The sequence below is a fragment of the Xenorhabdus sp. BG5 genome (assembly GCF_015163665.1).
Lineage (GTDB): Bacteria > Pseudomonadota > Gammaproteobacteria > Enterobacterales > Enterobacteriaceae > Xenorhabdus.
In genome coordinates this window covers 1-16,179 of record NZ_JADEUG010000029.1, presented here as the reverse complement: position 1 = coordinate 16,179, position 16,179 = coordinate 1, and the positions used below count along the sequence as shown (strand labels likewise).

Sequence of the window (16,179 nt, the reverse complement as noted above, 5' to 3'; positions counted from 1 at the left end):
AGATCGCTCACAAATACCATTTAATATTCTGCAATGACTAATGGTATGGTCCCAAAATTAAACGTGATATACATCACATTAAACAAAAATCATTAATTATATTTATCATTAAATATGTGATAAAAATCTTTTATTTTTTTTATCGAAAATCAAACTATTAATATAGTACCTACGAAGTTTTATCTGATATATCGATAAAAAAGGTTAAATGATTATTTTCCCACTTTCTCTAAAGTTTATTTATAAAGAAAATCGATAGCAATCTTTGAAAAGAGAAATTCTACCAATATAAAAATAACGTTGGTTTTCTGTGAATCATCAGTAAATAAAGTTGAATCCATGGAAAAGAATAATTAGTAACGCCCGTTACATTTTAAATGTGGTTGACGTCACTAATTATTTAGATTTTTATTGACAAATAGCAAAGTTAGTTTGACTTAAGTATTACCAGATGACGCTGTTCATCTAACTCCGTGACTTGGAGAGGAACAACAGTGTCGAGCACAATTCCCGTTGGCAATTCGGCCAATTCATCTTCCGGCAGTACACCTTTCAAAGCATAAAAACGCCCTTCAAGTGGTTTAGGAAGATGGTTACACCATGACAGCATGTCTTGCAGTGAAGCAAATGCACGGCTAATCACCCCATCAAAAAGAGGTTCAGGAATAAATTCTTCAACCCGGCTCTGCACAGGCTTAATGTTGTTCAAGCCCAATTCATGTTGAACCTGACGCAAAAAGCGAACGCGTTTACCCAAACTATCCAATAAAGTGAAATGAGAATCAGGGCGTACAATTGCCAATGGGATGCCTGGCAAACCTGGACCTGTTCCAACATCAATAAAATGTGTTCCATGCAGGAATGGATTAACAACGATGCTATCCATAATATGCCGAACCAGCATCTGTTCCGGATCACGGACAGATGTTAGGTTATAAGCCTTGTTCCATTTATTCAGCATGTCAACATAGGCAACGAGCTGCTGTTTTTGTGGCAGTGATAACTTAATGTCGGTTTTCGCCAGCAGTGATTCCAATTTGTTAAGCAAAATCTATCCCCTTAGGCGCTACGACGCAATAGACCTTGTTTTTTCAGCCATACCAGCAAAATAGAAATTGCTGCTGGAGTGATGCCTGAAATACGTGAAGCCTGGCCAATTGAACTTGGTTTATGGTCATTCAGTTTTGCAATAACTTCGTTGGAAAGTCCGCTCACTTGTTGATAATCCAAATCAACTGGCAATGCGGTATTTTCATTACGTATCTGTTTTTCGATCTCTTCTTGCTGACGGGCAATATAGCCTTCATATTTCACTTGAATTTCAACCTGATCCGCAGCTTGAGGCTCAGTCAGCCCAGGAGAGAAACGTAGTAACGACGTCAACAATTCATAATTCATCTCAGGGCGGCGCAGCAAATCTTCACCGTTGGCTTCTTTTGACAGCGGTGTTTTCAACATCTGGTTGATATCCTCTAAGTTATCAGAGTGAGGATGTACCCAGATATTGCGCAGACGCTGGCGTTCCTGTTCGATCATTTCAAATTTGTGGCAGTAATGTTCCCAACGGAGATCATCCACCAAGCCAAGTTTGCGGCCTTGTTCAGTCAGTCGGAGATCCGCATTGTCTTCACGCAACATCAAACGATATTCAGCGCGGGAGGTGAACATGCGGTAAGGTTCTTTAGTGCCGAGTGTGCATAGATCATCGACTAAGACGCCAATATAAGCCTGATCACGGCGTGGGAACCAACCTTCTTCACCATTGGCATAACGTGCAGCGTTGAGTCCAGCCAGTAATCCTTGCGCAGCCGCTTCTTCATACCCAGTGGTGCCATTGATCTGACCCGCAAAGAACAGACCGTGAATAAATTTACTTTCCAGTGTTTGTCTCAAATCACGTGGATCAAAGAAATCATATTCGATTGCATAGCCAGGGCGAATAATACGGGCATTCTCCATGCCTTTCATGGAGTGAACAATTTGCATCTGAACATCAAATGGCAAACTGGTAGAAATGCCGTTTGGGTAGATTTCGTTACTGGTCAATCCTTCTGGTTCAAGGAAGATCTGGTGAGCGTTACGATCCGCAAAACGCATAACTTTGTCTTCGATGGAAGGACAGTAACGAGGGCCGATCCCTTCAATGATCCCCGCATACATTGGACTGCGATCCAAGTTATTGCGGATCACTTCATGGGTTTTTTCATTGGTATGTGTGATGTAACACGGGATCTGCCGTGGGTGTTGATCGACATGACCCATGAATGAAAATACGGGTGTCGGGTTATCGCCCAGTTGTTGTTCAAGCTGGCTAAAATCAATGGTTCGTGCATCAATGCGAGGTGGTGTGCCTGTTTTCAGGCGAGCTACGCGCAGAGGCAGTTCACGTAAACGATGAGACAATGAGATCGCAGGAGGATCACCTGCACGTCCTCCACTGTAATTTTCCAATCCGATGTGAATCTTTCCATCAAGGAAAGTTCCTACTGTCAGAACTACAGATTTAGCTTTAAATTTCAATCCCATACGAGTAACAACACCTGTAACAGTGTCGTTTTCAACAATGAGATCTTCAACGGGTTGTTGGAAGATCATTAAGTTAGGTTGATTTTCCAGTGCTGTTCTTACAGCTTGTCGGTAAAGTACTCGATCCGCTTGTGCTCGTGTTGCCCGAACAGCCGGGCCTTTGCTGGCATTGAGTGTTCTAAACTGAATACCGGCCTGATCCGTGGCTTTTGCCATTAGACCACCAAGTGCATCGATCTCTTTTACCAGATGCCCTTTACCGATCCCACCAATGGCTGGATTACATGACATCTGGCCCAAAGTATCAATATTGTGAGTCAGTAGTAAGGTTTGACGCCCCATACGTGCGGAGGCCATCGCCGCTTCAGTACCGGCATGACCCCCGCCGATAATGATGACGTCAAAGTGCTCTGGATAAAACATGTGCGAACCTTCAATAGTGAGAATGCTTCATATGCATTAGGGAGAGAATTCTACTCAAGTTTGGACCTCAGACCAAGAGGTGAGAGATCATCATTATTTAAAAGAAGATCTTTTTATTTAAAGATCTCTTTATTGGATCTTTTATTAGGATCACGATCATCTGTGGATAAGTAGATTTTCCATATAAAGATCATGATGCTGTAAAGGATCATTTGCTGTGAATGATCCGTGATCCAACTCAGTATAAGCTGGGATCTAAAAGCCTAGTTATTCACAGCCACTTGATTTAAACTCAGTTGTTAAATGGATAACTACGGGTTAACCCCTGCTTTTCAGATGAGTTATCCACAGCTGATCGTTATATTTTTAATCAGATCAGAGTAACTTTGCCCATTTTTTGACCCATTCTTCGGCCGGATCTTCGGGAATTTCATGTTGCAGGATGTCGATTTCCAATCGATCGCCGATCCGTTTTGCTCCGTGATCTTCCAATAAGCGTTCCAGTGATCTTATCGCGCCACAGAAGGTGTCATATTCGGAACTACCGATACCGACGGCACCAAATGTGATACTGCTGAGATCCGGTTGCTGTTGTGTGATCTCATCTGCCAGAGGCTGGAGATTATCAGGTAAGTCCCCAGCCCCATGGGTGGAAGTAACCACAAGCCACAATCCTTCAAGTGGAAGATCTTCCAATGAGGGACCATGGAGCATCTCTGTTGAAAAGCCGTCATTTTCTAAGATCTCAGCCATATGTTCTGCAACATATTCGGCGCTACCCATTGTGCTGCCGCTGATTAAGGTTATTGTGCTCATCATGATCCTTGCTAAATTAAAGAATAACTATTGTACGCAGTGAATCTACTGGGATCTACCTGTGGATAATGTGGTTAACTGGTTTTTCGTTTTAAGGTTTTATTGTTCTCATTATCGGGTTTTGCAGGGAGATCAATGTTTCTGTTGACTGGATTTCGTCAATCGTCTGGATCTTGTTGATAAGTACGTCCTGAAGAGCTTCGATGGATCGGCACATGACTTTAATGAAAATGCTGTAGTGCCCTGTGGTGTAATAAACTTCAACGACTTCATCAAGCATATCGAGTTTTTTCAATGCTGCCGGATAGTCTTTGGCACTTTTCAATATGATGCCGATAAAGCAGCACACATCAAACCCCAGTTGTTTGGCGCTGATATCAACCCGAGTTCCCGTAATAATTCCTGATTGCTTCATTTTTTCTACGCGGACATGAATCGTTCCTGGGCTTACTGCGAATTTTTTGGCTAATTCTGTGTAAGGTGTACGTGCGTTCTCCATTAAAGCGTGAAGTATGTCACGGTCTAAATTGTCGATCTGATAAATTTCTGCCATTTTTAACCCCTTTTTTTGAATAATATTCATTTTTATAGTGTAAAAATTATCATTTATAAATCTTATACACTATTTTTATTATCAGATATTGAATTTGTGCCTCATTTTGTTGCTTAATCTATATCAATAGGACACAGGGCCACTAAAAATTTTGAGAGCTGCATCATGAAAACATCCTTTATTGAAAAGCAACAGCAGATTAGTTTTGTTAAATCATACTTTTCCCGTCTGTTAGAGAAAAAACTTGGCTTAATCGAAGTTCAAGGTCCTATCTTGAGCCGTCTTGGTGATGGTACTCAGGACAACTTATCTGGCCATGAAAAAGCCGTTCAGGTGAAAGTAAAAACGTTGCCGGGCGATACCTTTGAAGTGGTTCATTCTCTGGCGAAATGGAAACGTAAGACATTAGGTCGCTTTGGTTTTCAATCTGAACAAGGATTGTATACTCACATGAAAGCTCTGCGTCCTGATGAAGATCGCTTGACACCTATCCACTCTGTCTTTGTTGATCAGTGGGATTGGGAGAAAGTGATGGGTGAAGGTCAGCGTTCACTCGACTATTTAAAACAGACAGTAGGTAAAATCTACGAAGCAATAAAAGAAACACAACAAGCGGTAAGTAAGGAATTTGGTCTGGCACCGTTCCTGCCAGATCAAATTCACTTTATCCACAGTGAAGAGCTTCTGAAACGTTACCCTGATCTGGATGCTAAAGGTCGTGAGCGTGAGGCTGCCAAAGAGTTTGGTGCCATTTTCCTGATGGGCATTGGGGGTAAATTGTCTGATGAGCAGTCACATGATGTACGTGCGCCGGATTATGACGATTGGACTACACCAAACTGTGATGGTTTCTTTGGTTTAAACGGTGACATTATTGTCTGGAACCCAGTTTTACAGGATGCTTTTGAAATTTCTTCCATGGGTATCCGTGTTGATGCAGAGACGTTAAAACGTCAGCTTGCACTGACTGGTGATGAAGATCGTTTGCAATATGATTGGCACCAGGCTCTGATCAAGGGTGATATGCCACAATCTATCGGTGGTGGTATCGGGCAATCCCGTTTGGTGATGTTGCTGCTGCAAATGGCACATATCGGTCAGGTTCAATGCGGTGTTTGGTCACCTGAGGTCATTGAATCCGTTGAAGGTGTACTCTAAGTTTTAATTTCGCCATTTTCTTCGTAAACGGCTTGTAAGCCCGGTATCAAAACGCCAGATATGGTTGAATATCTGCATAATATCGGGCTTTCCATAGTGGGAAAGGGAGACCGCATGGAAGCGGTGTTGTTGATGCTGTTGCAGATTTTTTACCTGATGGATTAGGGAGCCTGGTAAGCGTTGGGCAATGAAATCTGAAATAACAACAGCGTCAGCATCTTCCCAGCTATTTTCTTTCATTTTTTTTACAGTTGCATTTAAACAAGATGCCAGATCGGTTCCTCCCCTAAAGGTTTGCCCCAGAAAATGCATTGCTTGAGTGAGTCCATCCGGTGATGTCAAGTCATAATGGATGAGTTGTGTCGAGAACAACATAATATGACAGTGACGATTATCCGTCAGCGCAATGCGCATCAAAGCCAGACAAAATGCTTTTGCACACTGTTCATTAAACCCCCCCATTGAGCCTGAAGTATCAACACAAACAATAAATGGACCCCGCGGCTGTTTTTCATTGTGGTGGTGTGTCATGGGCTTGAGTGTGGTTTTGGCTTGCCAGTCGTCCCCTTGCAGGCGATACGATAATAATTTTTTCTCCACCAGCCGCCGATAAAATTCGTATTCCAACTCTTTAATACCCAGCATAGCCATTTCGGTGGGCAATAACCTTAAGATATCGTCCCCTTGCCTAATTCCGCTAATTTGCTCAGGTATCGTATCTGGCACTCTTTCAAGTCGGGTGAATGGCTCCAGTACGGGGCTTTCTTTAGGAATTGCTTTTGCTGCCTGACTGCGGCCAAGTAATTGTGCTAGTTTTTCCAGCTCAGCTTGCTGTTCAAGAAAGTCAGCATAACGGGTAAATAGTTGTATATTTTTCGTGGTTAGGTGAAGTTGTCCTTTACTCATATCCCATAATCGTCCTGCCGCGTGATCATTGTGATCAAATATGGGATCAAGGGTGCTACTGAGTGTTAATCGCTTCTGGATCTCTGCAAGGAGTTGCTCTTTTTCTTGTTCTAATAGTGTTTTGTTAAATGTCGTCGCTTGCAGGATCAAGCTGAGGCGCCAGCGTTGGATAAACAACATTTGTCCTGAAGGGGGGTATTCAGAAAATGCTTTGGATAGTGTATCGGCTTCTTTGGTAAAGGGAGATTCAAGTTGTTGAAGTTTTTCCAGGATATTAGGTAACTGTTGATAGAAATCTGTCGTGTTAATTGTCTGTATGTATTGGTATAACTGAAACTCTTCGGCCAATAGGGCGGGGATCAGCGTCTCTTTTATTCTTTGCTGCAATATTTGCTGCCATGCAGGAAGATCTTGCATAAATGCTTGTCTAAGTCTTGGATGTTTTTCAAAGAAAATAACTAACTGAGGGGCACTCAGCAGTATCAAGATGATCTCTTCGATCAGCTCCCCTTCATTGACAGAGAGCAAGAGATCGAGTGTGGTCAGTGTTAACATGAAACAACTCCTATTATTGATCTCAATTTCCCATTGTGGAGCATGTACCAATATTGCAGAAAGGGTCATGTGCTTTGTCGCTAACACTTGTAAAATTCAGTCTATATTTTTTGTCTTCTTTGGTAAATAACATGAGTTATGGTAATTCCTGGTGGGGTAAACAGTGGCTGAACGCTCTCACTAATATAGATTATGGTAACCGATTGCCGCGTGGGCGAACTTACGCCAATAAAGGTGCGGTCAAGAATCTGACATTGAAGGGAGGCACTTTGCAGGCTAAGGTGCTAGGTTCTCGTCCATTACCTTATCAGGTTTTAATTCAAGTCCCCTCACTGACCCAGAAGCAAGTCGATAGATTGCTTGACGCGTTGGTGGATGATCCTAGTGTGATCGCCCGTCTGCTCAATCGAGAATTGGATCCTTCAGTATTAGAGCAAGCTAACCGCTTGGGTATTGCCATCTTTCCATCCCAGTGGAAAGATTTAACAATGAGATGTTCCTGTCCCGACTGGGCGGTGCCTTGTAAGCACTTGGCGGCAACGATTTATTTGATCAGTCGTCAAATTGACAGCGATCCTTTTCTGGTGTTCTCCCTGCGTGGTGTGGATCTGATTCAGCAGCTAAAAGCACGAGGGATTAATATTGAGCGCGAGGTAGTGGTTAGTGTGCCGCGTTTGTCGGCCCTGTTAATGGAAGATGGCGCGTCGGCAGAGGCTAACCTGCCGGATCCAATGGCGCTGGAAATGTTAGCTTATGCTGACTTGCCATCGCTGTCTGAACCGCTATTGTCGGTACTGCCAACACAGACTGTTTTTTTCCCTGACGGCGATCTACGCAAGGTGATGCAGAGAGTACTGACGCGTGTGGCTAAGTTTGCCCGCAAGGTATTGGATGGCAAGATTCTGATGGATATGCCTACAATCACTTTGTTGGCTCCCCACTGTCCTCGTATCACGTTGAGTCGGGAGGGAGACGCCATTATCAGCGGTGTCAACGGCCTGTATTCTATTGAAGAACTGGATGCTGCGCTGGCACAGCTCACGCCAGCAGACTTGCCGGACAGGCAACCAGAGGTGGCCGCACTGTTCCACCTGCGCATGATATCTTTGCATCTGTTGGCTCACGGTGCAGTGGTGCCACAGGTGTTTTCTGTGGAACCGGACGTTCTGGGGGTGCGTTGGTTACCGGCCATGCTCGATAACCGGGTTGCTGAACAGATGGAGCTTCTGGCAAGAGGACTGCCAGTGCAACTGGCCGTGTTGAGTCGGAACCAGACTATTTCTCCGATAATGCAGGCTTGTGCACTATGTGCGGTATTTCTCGGTTATTACCTGCGAATGGAATCGGATTATGTCTGGGAAAAACCGCGCGACAATAAAATCTTGTCCCTGTTATTCAGTGGTGAACCAAAAAGTTTTGATGGTTCGGAGGAAAGTGCTATTGGCCCTGCTTTACAGACTTGGTTTGCACGCTATCATCTAGCCGAACGGGACTATTCTCTCGTGCTGAGCTTGGATGAGGGAGCGTTCGGTGATTTCGACGTGGGGTTGGCTATTCAGCCCAAATCAGCCCTGTTGACACCACCGGTTCCGTTGCACAGCGTGCTGACTGAGCAAGAATGGAGTCAGGCGCGTTTCGGCATCTTGCAGACGGTCATTCTGCTGGCTGAATTTTTCCCATCCCTTAATGACTACTTGAGACAGGGAGCACGCTTTCCTATTGTACTGACGGCTAACCAACTGCCTGAGCTATTATTCAACACACTACCTGTCATTCAACTGCTTGGCATTCGTACTTTGTTGCCCAAGACGCTGGAGCGATTGTTACGCCCTCGGTTATCGATGAATGTATCCAGCCAGGCACAGGGGTTGGGAAGCAATCAATTGAGGGTTGATGAGATCCTGACTTTCGATTGGCGGGTAGCGCTGGGTGAACATTATCTGACTCATGCTGAGTTCGAGCAATTAGTTCAAGGTGCAACGGGCGTGGTACGTTTCAAAGGAGAATATGTTTACCTCGACCCGGCAGAAGTTGCGAGTTTGCAAGCCCAACTGGACCGCTCTCCTAAATTGTCGGGCACTGAACTGCTGCGCACTGCATTGGCTGGCGAATATGGTGGTACACCGGTAAAGCTCGACGACAACACGCTACAATTGCTGGCTGAGTTGAGGGAGTCGGGTGAAGTGCCCTTACCGAGCGACCTCAATGCTACTTTGCGCCCATATCAACAACGCGGCTACGCTTGGATGTTGCGCAATTTACAGGTAGGATTTGGCAGCGTTATTGCTGATGATATGGGGCTTGGAAAAACGCTACAAGTGATCGCTACTCTGCTCAAGCTTAAGCAGGACGGTGCCTTAGAGCAGTCTAAGGCACTGATAGTGGTTCCCACCAGTTTGTTGACCAATTGGCAGAGGGAAATAGCTCGCTTTGCGCCAACGATCAGCATTGACGTATTTCATGGCAGCAAACGTGAATTGGCCAGCGAACGGCCGGACGTCTTGCTGACTACCTACGGTATTATTCGTAGTGCGGCAACCACGCTCAAGGTTATGTCCTGGCGGGTGCTGGTGGTAGATGAAGCGCAGAACATCAAGAACCCGTCGGCCGCGCAAACCAAAGCGATTAAGTCTATTCCTGCTGCTGGCTATATCGCTATGAGTGGTACTCCCGTTGAAAACCGTCTGTCTGAGTACTGGAGCTTAATGGATTTCGTCAATCGCGGTTATCTGGGCACACTTAAACGTTTCGAGAAAGATTACACTACGCCGATCCAGATTAACCGCGATCGGCTGGTAGCGGAACGCTTCCAACGCATCACAGCTCCCTTTCTCCTGCGCCGCCTTAAGTCCGATCGCAACGTGATCAGCGACTTGCCTGACAAGGTTGAAAGTGACCAATACTGCACCTTGACGGCAACGCAAACCGCATTGTACGAATCGGTAGTGCGAGAAAATTTGTTGACCCTTGAAGCCGAAGAAGATCAGTTCAAACGTCAGGGCTTGGTATTACAAATGATCCTGTCGCTAAAGCAGATCTGCAATCATCCTGATCTGTACCTGAAACAACCTGCCAGTGATGCCATGACTTCCGGCAAACTCGAACGCTTGTTCGATCTGCTTGATGGTATACATGCCAGACATGAGAAGACGATCATTTTCACTCAGTTCCGTGAGATGGGGGAATTACTAGCCCACTGGTTGCGGCAGCGTTACGGGCAGTCCCCAATGTTCCTGCATGGTGGCCTATCCCGCTCCAAACGTGATGAAATGGTGGAGAAATTTCAGACCGACCGCACTGAGCGGGTGTTTCTGTTATCCCTCAAGGCCGGAGGCACGGGTCTTAACCTAACTGCCGCCTCAAACGTGATTCATTTCGATTTATGGTGGAATCCTGCAGTGGAGGCGCAGGCTACTGACCGTGCGTATCGCATTGGTCAACAGCGTAATGTGCAGGTGCACCGCTTTATTACCAGTGCCACCTTTGAAGAACGCATTAACGAAATGATCCAGCGCAAGCGTGAACTATCGGATATGGTGGTGGGTAGTGGAGAGCAATGGATAGGCAATCTGGATACGCAAGCGCTTAGAGAACTGTTTGCGCTTGCTTGATGTATGATTTTATCCCAAGGGAGGTGATATTTATCTCTCCCTTGCAGAAGGTCCACACAGTATTACTTCCCCATTTTTGATCTCAACTGTTTCTGTTTTTCGATTAATTGAAGGAAACTTTGTTCAATGCTGGCAAGCCAATGTTCTTCAATAAATAAACAGGGTTGATGTTGGTTGAATAAATTGCGTTGTTGTTGAATTTCATCGCTGATGGATATCAGCTTTTCATGCCATTCTGTATTGGTGTTTTTTGCGAGGCCAGATAAGCAGAGAACGGTGCTATTACGGCTAATATCCAGCACGGTAAGCTGGTTCTTTTCATTGATTTCTGCCGTGATAGTTTGAGGAAAACCAATGCCATTTAAACAGGCAGAGAGTTCTCCTGTATTATTTTTTAGAGCATTTTCCAGTGATTTTTTATCTATTTCGATGAAATTGACTTCAATATTATGCATGTGTAATGAAGGATGTAAAAACAGGACCAGTTTTTCATCTGCAATGTTTTCAGGCAGTGAATAGAAAGCCTTGCGGCCAAACAGAGAGGATTTGGCGACTAATTGCAGGGGATGGCCATTTTCGTCTTGGTTAGACTGTACCCATTGTTGGTATAACTTTTCTATTTTTTGCATGAGGGAATGTTGTCGATAAGCCTGTTCTGTCAATAAGGCATGTAAAAATTGGGACAAGAGTTTTAAGCTATTCAAGTCGTGCCATAGGCAATTTTTTAATAGCACGATATCTAACGGAGATATCTCACTTCTGCCACTGAAAAAGGCACAGGCTTGCAGTAAACGGATGGATTTTTTCCAACGGCGATCTGAGACATCAGCCGTACTTCCAGTCGTATTTACTTGTTGGCGTAATTGATAAATCAGTTCGAAGATATGATCTGGCAGGGATACCTGATTGATCTTGTCTTGCCATTGCTGAAATTCATCATCGGTGATTTGAATATAGGCAGGCACGGGATTGCCATTTTCATTGTTTCGGTCAGTCAGCAAGGCTCGAAAATTTTTCTTTTCCTGAATCTTGTCTAGCCAGAGTCGGATCAACATGCGATCGTAAAGTGCTTCCAGACTGCTATCACTATCAGGGAGTTCATTGGATGCTGTCACCAGTAAACGCATCGGTAGCTGTTCTTCCTGGTTGCCATTTCTGAATTTCTTTTCATTAATCGCGGTGAGTAACGTATTCAAAATGGCGGGTCCTGCTTTCCAAATTTCATCCAAGAAAACGATTTCAGCTTCGGGTAAATAACCTTCGGTAAGGCGCTGGTAACGTCCTTCATCTTTGAGTGCTTGAATGGAAAGAGGGCCGAAGATCTCTTCTGGGGTGGAAAAACGGGTCATTAGGTATTCAAAAGCGTGGGCGTTTTGAAATGCAAACTTGAGCCGACGTGCGATAAGGCTTTTAGCTATTCCTGGTGGCCCAAGAAGAAAAACACTCTCTCCACATAAAGCGGCCAGCAGGCACAGGCGAATGGCCTGCCGTCTTTCATATAGTCCGCTTTCTAGATACTGACTTAATAGGGATATTTTCTCGACCAATCGCATAGTATTTACACCAGGGCTTGAATAGTTACCTTCCTTTATTTATAGATATAGATAAAATTCACCCTATGCAAAGATTTTGGTGATAATTTATTAAGTTCCAATCGCGTGTTTTAAAAAAAATCGATTCAGCTTAACTTATTCAATAAGTTAGTTTTTTTTCTTCTAATTATCACCTTCTTAAACATTTCAATGATGATCACATTTTCGTATCAATCATGTTGTCTTTGATAGTTAGCTTTATATGATGGCGCTCTTAGCGAAACGTTTCGCTAGGCTTATAAAAATGAAAACTATCCTGTTATCTACCCAAGGAATTGATTTAGCGCTAACCTAGGGAACACCCGATCTGTTATTTGTCTTTGATGTTGTTCAGGAAGTACAAGTTGAAGCGGCCATTTTGGCCGCAGAAATTATTGAACACAATCCCGCAATGACATAAGCAAACCGCCAAACGTATTGCTGCTCTCGAAATACAACAGGGAAATGCAATTGCGACAAAGTATGTCAGTCATAGCATTCTGAAAGAGAAAAATGCCACTTTCTGAGGTTATTATGGGGCCATTACTGGCGTTAAAGGGAATTGATAAGGCTTTTCCTGGGGTAAGAGCATTGCAGGCAGCCGGTAAAGAAGATATTGGTTGTCGGATTTGATGGCACTGACGATGCTCTTAAGGCTGTACAGAATAGTAAATTGGGAGCAACGATCGCACAGCGTCCGGATCAAATGGGTATCATCGGCGTTCAGACCGCGGACAAAGTGCTAAAAGGTGAAAAAGTAGATGCCATCATTCCGGTTGAGCTGGAATTAGTTGTGAAGAAATAATCAACGTTATTTATGCAGCCATTAGTTTTAATGACTGCATGATTTTCACACAGGAATAAATGTAATGAGTATGGCAAAACTGGTTGTGATGGGTAGCATCAATGTAGATCACATATTGAATCTCAACGCTTTTCCCCAACCAGGGGAAACAGTGAGAGGAGAACAGTATAAGGTTGCCTTTGGAGGAAAAGGAGCAAATCAGGCCGTTGCTGCTGGTCGTTGTGGTGCGGACATTACATTTATTGCTTGTGTTGGCCAAGATGATGTTGGCATACGTGTTTGCCAACAGTTGGCGAAAGATAATATCAATATTTCCTCAATTGAGGTTGTTGAAGGGGAAACAACGGGCGTTGCTCTGATTTTTGTCAATCGGCTAGGTGAAAATGTTATTGGCATTAATGCGGGGGCGAATGGGAGGCTAACTCCTGATTATTTCCTTCGTCATGATCAAGTTGTCAAAGAAGCTGATGCATTATTATTGCAGCTTGAAACTCCATTAGAAACCGTACAACTTGCTGCTGAAACGGCTAAGAAACATCATGCCAAAGTGATCTTGAATCCAGCACCAGCGCAGAAAATCTCGGATCGATTGCTTTCGTTGGTAGATATTATCACACCGAATGAAACCGAAGCAGAGCACTTGACTGGCATTGCTGTAAGAGATGAAGTCGGAGCGGAAAAAGCAGCTCAGATCTTACATAATAAAGGCATAGAAACGGTCATTATCACATTGGGTAGTCGAGGTGTATGGCTAAGTGAAAAAGGTAAGGAAGGGAAAATTGTTCCTGGGTTTAAAGTAAAAGCTATCGACACAATTGCTGCGGGGGATACATTTAATGGCGCCTTGGTAACGGGATTGCTGGAAGGAAAAGAGATGTTATCGGCGCTCCGCTTTGCTCATGCTGCAGCTGCGATTGCAGTTACACGTCAGGGAGCGCAACCTTCTGTTCCGTGGCGGAATGAAATTGACGCATTTCTGTCTGAACAGGATTAACCGTGGCTACCATGAAGAACGTTGCTCGCCTGGCGGGCGTATCAACATCAACAGTTTCTCATGTGATTAATGGCAATCGTTATGTCAGTGAAAACGTGAAAACATTATTGCAAAAACGCGTCGATGGCTTTTTTAATTATGAATTCCGAACATACATTGCTATCCAAAAATTTTCTATTGCGATATATCAACCAAAAGATGAGTTAGGTAAGCTAGCTATAGATATGTTGCTCTATCGAATGGATAATCCAGATAGTGAACCGAAACAATTAGTACTGACTCCCAAACTTATTGAGCGCGATTCTGTAGGTCAGCGTTGATAACATCATTTTTTAGGTCGCTTTTTCTTAACCAAATTGCTGCCGTCCTCTTTATTTAAATACAAAAAGATAAAAGCAGATGCCAAAGTAATCGTACCTATTGTGATAAATGTACAGTGAAAGTGTTCTATTGTAGAACCAGAGCTCATTGACTCATAAAATCGCAAGATTGCCGCACTGACGGTCACCCCAAAACTGATGGATAACTGCTGAGTGACTGCTAACAGGCTGTTACCGGCACTTGCATTGTTATCATTGAGATCTGCCAAGGTAATTGTATTCATAGCTGTGAACTGTGTGGACATTACCATTCCCAATATAAAAAGAGGGATTATCAAAAATACGATGGGGAGTTCTGGTGTCTGTAGTGAAAATTGTGAAATCATTACACCAATAATAATCGTAACCCAAAAGAGAGTGTTTCGATAGCCAAAGCGGGTCAATATATTGGTGACAAAAGACTTGGCTAAAATTGAACCAACCGCATTCGGTGCCATCATGATGCCAGCAATGACTGCTGAAAATCCAAACCCTACTTGTAGCATCAAAGGAATAATAAATGAGAGCGAGCCAGTACTTAGCCGAGTAGCAATATTGCTGGCAATGCCAATTGAAAATGTGCGTGTTTGGAACAACTGGAGGTCAATAAGGGGATTTGAGTGTCTTTTGGCATGGAAGATATACCCCAATAACATAATGATACCGCCAAAAAATAAAGCGGGGGAAATATAACCAGAGAATGAATGATCCCCAAATAAGTCAAAGCTGACCGAAATCGTTACCAAGCCCATACTAAAAAGCGTGAATCCCAGAAAATCGAAAGGGCATTTGGGCATCGTTAAATTGGGCATATTCTTTCTGGCGTAAATGATACCTAATAAGCCAATGGGAATATTGATGATGAAGATCCAATGCCATGTTGCATAAGTCACTAACAATCCACCGAGCATGGGACCTAAAATCGGGCCAAGTAGTCCTGGCATGGTGACAAAATTCAAAATAGGTAGCAATTCGCTACGTGGATATGTTCTTAGTAAAGTCAGGCGAGCAACAGGCATCATCATCGCCCCACCTATACCTTGAATAACGCGGGATACAACTAAGAAAGAGAGATTGTGTGACAGTGCACAAGCAAGTGAGCCTAAAGAAAAGAAGGAAACAGCATAAATGAATACTGTACGGGTGCCAAACCTATCAGCAAGCCAACCGCTTACGGGAATTAGCATCGCTACAGTTAAGGTATAACTGACAATGGCGGGTTGCATTGCTAGTGGAGAGTGATCAAGACTTTTTGCAATCGCCGGTAGTGCAGTGTTAAGAATTGTGGCATCTAAAGACTGCATAAAAAAAGCTATCGCCGCAATCCAAGGTAACCCCGACATACTGCGTGCGGATTTGACCATTAGATATCCCATTTATTTTTTAATGATAGTGAATACATAATACCTTACTATATCAAACTCAAATCATTTCTTGGTTATTAATCAATCAATAACATCCTCTAAGGCCAATTGACAGTTGCCGTAGGCAATTGCACAACAATCATTGTATAAGAACTTTACCGGTATGATTGTTGTTTAAGTCATCATTTTTAGGATGTAAAATACGCATAATTACCATTTTTGTTGAAAAAAACCACGAGCAGAAAAAAAATTAAAAAAAACTATTGTCAGCGCCGAAAAACGCCCTATAATGCGCCCCCACTGACCGACGCTGCGCTGAAACAGGCCGCGAAGGCCGGTGAGAGAAAAGGGAAAATAATCGCTTGACTCTCAAGGCGAACAGCGTAAGATACGCAGCCTCGCAACCCGGAAGTGATTTACGGTTGCTAACGCTCTTTAACAAGTTAATCAGACAATCTGTGTGGGCACTCGCAAGAGACTATCGATACGCCGAAAGGCGAGCAAGATTCAAGTCTTAAAGAGTGACTAAGCAGTTAAT

Annotated in this window: 11 protein-coding genes and 2 pseudogenes; 6 read left to right on the top strand and 7 right to left on the bottom strand. The window is 43.7% G+C overall.

Annotation, left to right across the window (positions count from 1 at the left end; translation table 11 throughout):
* Positions 1 to 427: 427 nt before the first annotated feature.
* The 4 genes from rsmG to asnC all read right to left on the bottom strand — a co-directional run bounded on the left by rsmG (position 428) and on the right by asnC (position 4,318).
* On the bottom strand, positions 428 to 1,048 hold the full coding sequence (gene rsmG, locus IQ209_RS13980; protein WP_193851873.1) for a 16S rRNA (guanine(527)-N(7))-methyltransferase RsmG: 621 nt from the start codon (positions 1,046 to 1,048) through the stop codon (positions 428 to 430).
* Positions 1,049 to 1,059: 11 nt separating this feature from the next.
* Complete coding sequence (mnmG, locus tag IQ209_RS13975; RefSeq protein ID WP_193851872.1) at positions 1,060 to 2,949, bottom strand: tRNA uridine-5-carboxymethylaminomethyl(34) synthesis enzyme MnmG; 1,890 nt, start codon at positions 2,947 to 2,949, stop codon at positions 1,060 to 1,062.
* A gap of 375 nt (positions 2,950 to 3,324) precedes the next feature.
* The gene (mioC, locus tag IQ209_RS13970) at positions 3,325 to 3,765 is read right to left on the bottom strand and encodes an FMN-binding protein MioC (RefSeq protein WP_193851871.1); all 441 of its coding nucleotides are present in this window, start codon (positions 3,763 to 3,765) and stop codon (positions 3,325 to 3,327) included.
* A gap of 91 nt (positions 3,766 to 3,856) precedes the next feature.
* Positions 3,857 to 4,318, bottom strand: coding sequence for a transcriptional regulator AsnC (asnC, locus tag IQ209_RS13965; RefSeq protein ID WP_193851870.1), 462 nt, complete (start codon positions 4,316 to 4,318; stop codon positions 3,857 to 3,859).
* 165 nt (positions 4,319 to 4,483) lie between these two features.
* Here asnC and asnA point away from each other — a divergent pair, with 165 nt between their 5' ends.
* Complete coding sequence (gene asnA, locus IQ209_RS13960; RefSeq protein ID WP_193851869.1) at positions 4,484 to 5,476, top strand: aspartate--ammonia ligase; 993 nt, start codon at positions 4,484 to 4,486, stop codon at positions 5,474 to 5,476.
* A 3-nt stretch (positions 5,477 to 5,479) separates the two neighbouring features.
* On the opposite strand, the gene viaA is transcribed toward asnA, so the two are convergent.
* Positions 5,480 to 6,937, bottom strand: coding sequence for an ATPase RavA stimulator ViaA (gene viaA, locus IQ209_RS13955; RefSeq protein ID WP_193851868.1), 1,458 nt, complete (start codon positions 6,935 to 6,937; stop codon positions 5,480 to 5,482).
* Positions 6,938 to 7,068: 131 nt separating this feature from the next.
* On the opposite strand from viaA, the gene IQ209_RS13950 reads away from it, so the two are divergent.
* On the top strand, positions 7,069 to 10,548 hold the full coding sequence (locus IQ209_RS13950) for a DEAD/DEAH box helicase (protein ID WP_193851867.1): 3,480 nt from the start codon (positions 7,069 to 7,071) through the stop codon (positions 10,546 to 10,548).
* A 62-nt stretch (positions 10,549 to 10,610) separates the two neighbouring features.
* On the opposite strand, the gene ravA is transcribed toward IQ209_RS13950, so the two are convergent.
* Positions 10,611 to 12,101, bottom strand: coding sequence for an ATPase RavA (gene ravA, locus IQ209_RS13945; protein WP_193851866.1), 1,491 nt, complete (start codon positions 12,099 to 12,101; stop codon positions 10,611 to 10,613).
* Positions 12,102 to 12,698: 597 nt separating this feature from the next.
* Between ravA and IQ209_RS13940 the strand changes: the two are divergent.
* The 4 genes and pseudogenes from IQ209_RS13940 to IQ209_RS18790 form a co-directional block, all read left to right on the top strand.
* Positions 12,699 to 12,924, top strand: a pseudogene (locus IQ209_RS13940) (substrate-binding domain-containing protein); the annotation flags it as partial.
* A gap of 64 nt (positions 12,925 to 12,988) precedes the next feature.
* On the top strand, positions 12,989 to 13,918 hold the full coding sequence (rbsK, locus tag IQ209_RS13935; RefSeq protein WP_193851865.1) for a ribokinase: 930 nt from the start codon (positions 12,989 to 12,991) through the stop codon (positions 13,916 to 13,918).
* Between the two features lie 2 nt (positions 13,919 to 13,920).
* A pseudogene (locus IQ209_RS13930) lies at positions 13,921 to 14,043 on the top strand (LacI family DNA-binding transcriptional regulator); the annotation flags it as partial.
* Positions 14,026 to 14,238 (top strand): substrate-binding domain-containing protein, encoded by a 213-nt coding sequence (locus IQ209_RS18790; RefSeq protein WP_370588423.1) that lies wholly within the window; start codon positions 14,026 to 14,028, stop codon positions 14,236 to 14,238. The pseudogene IQ209_RS13930 and the gene IQ209_RS18790, both read left to right, overlap by 18 nt.
* A gap of 5 nt (positions 14,239 to 14,243) precedes the next feature.
* On the opposite strand, the gene mdtD is transcribed toward IQ209_RS18790, so the two are convergent.
* Positions 14,244 to 15,641: a multidrug transporter subunit MdtD gene (gene mdtD / locus IQ209_RS13920; protein ID WP_193851864.1), complete on the bottom strand. Its 1,398-nt coding sequence runs from the start codon at positions 15,639 to 15,641 to the stop codon at positions 14,244 to 14,246.
* Between the last annotated feature and the right edge of the window lie 538 nt (positions 15,642 to 16,179).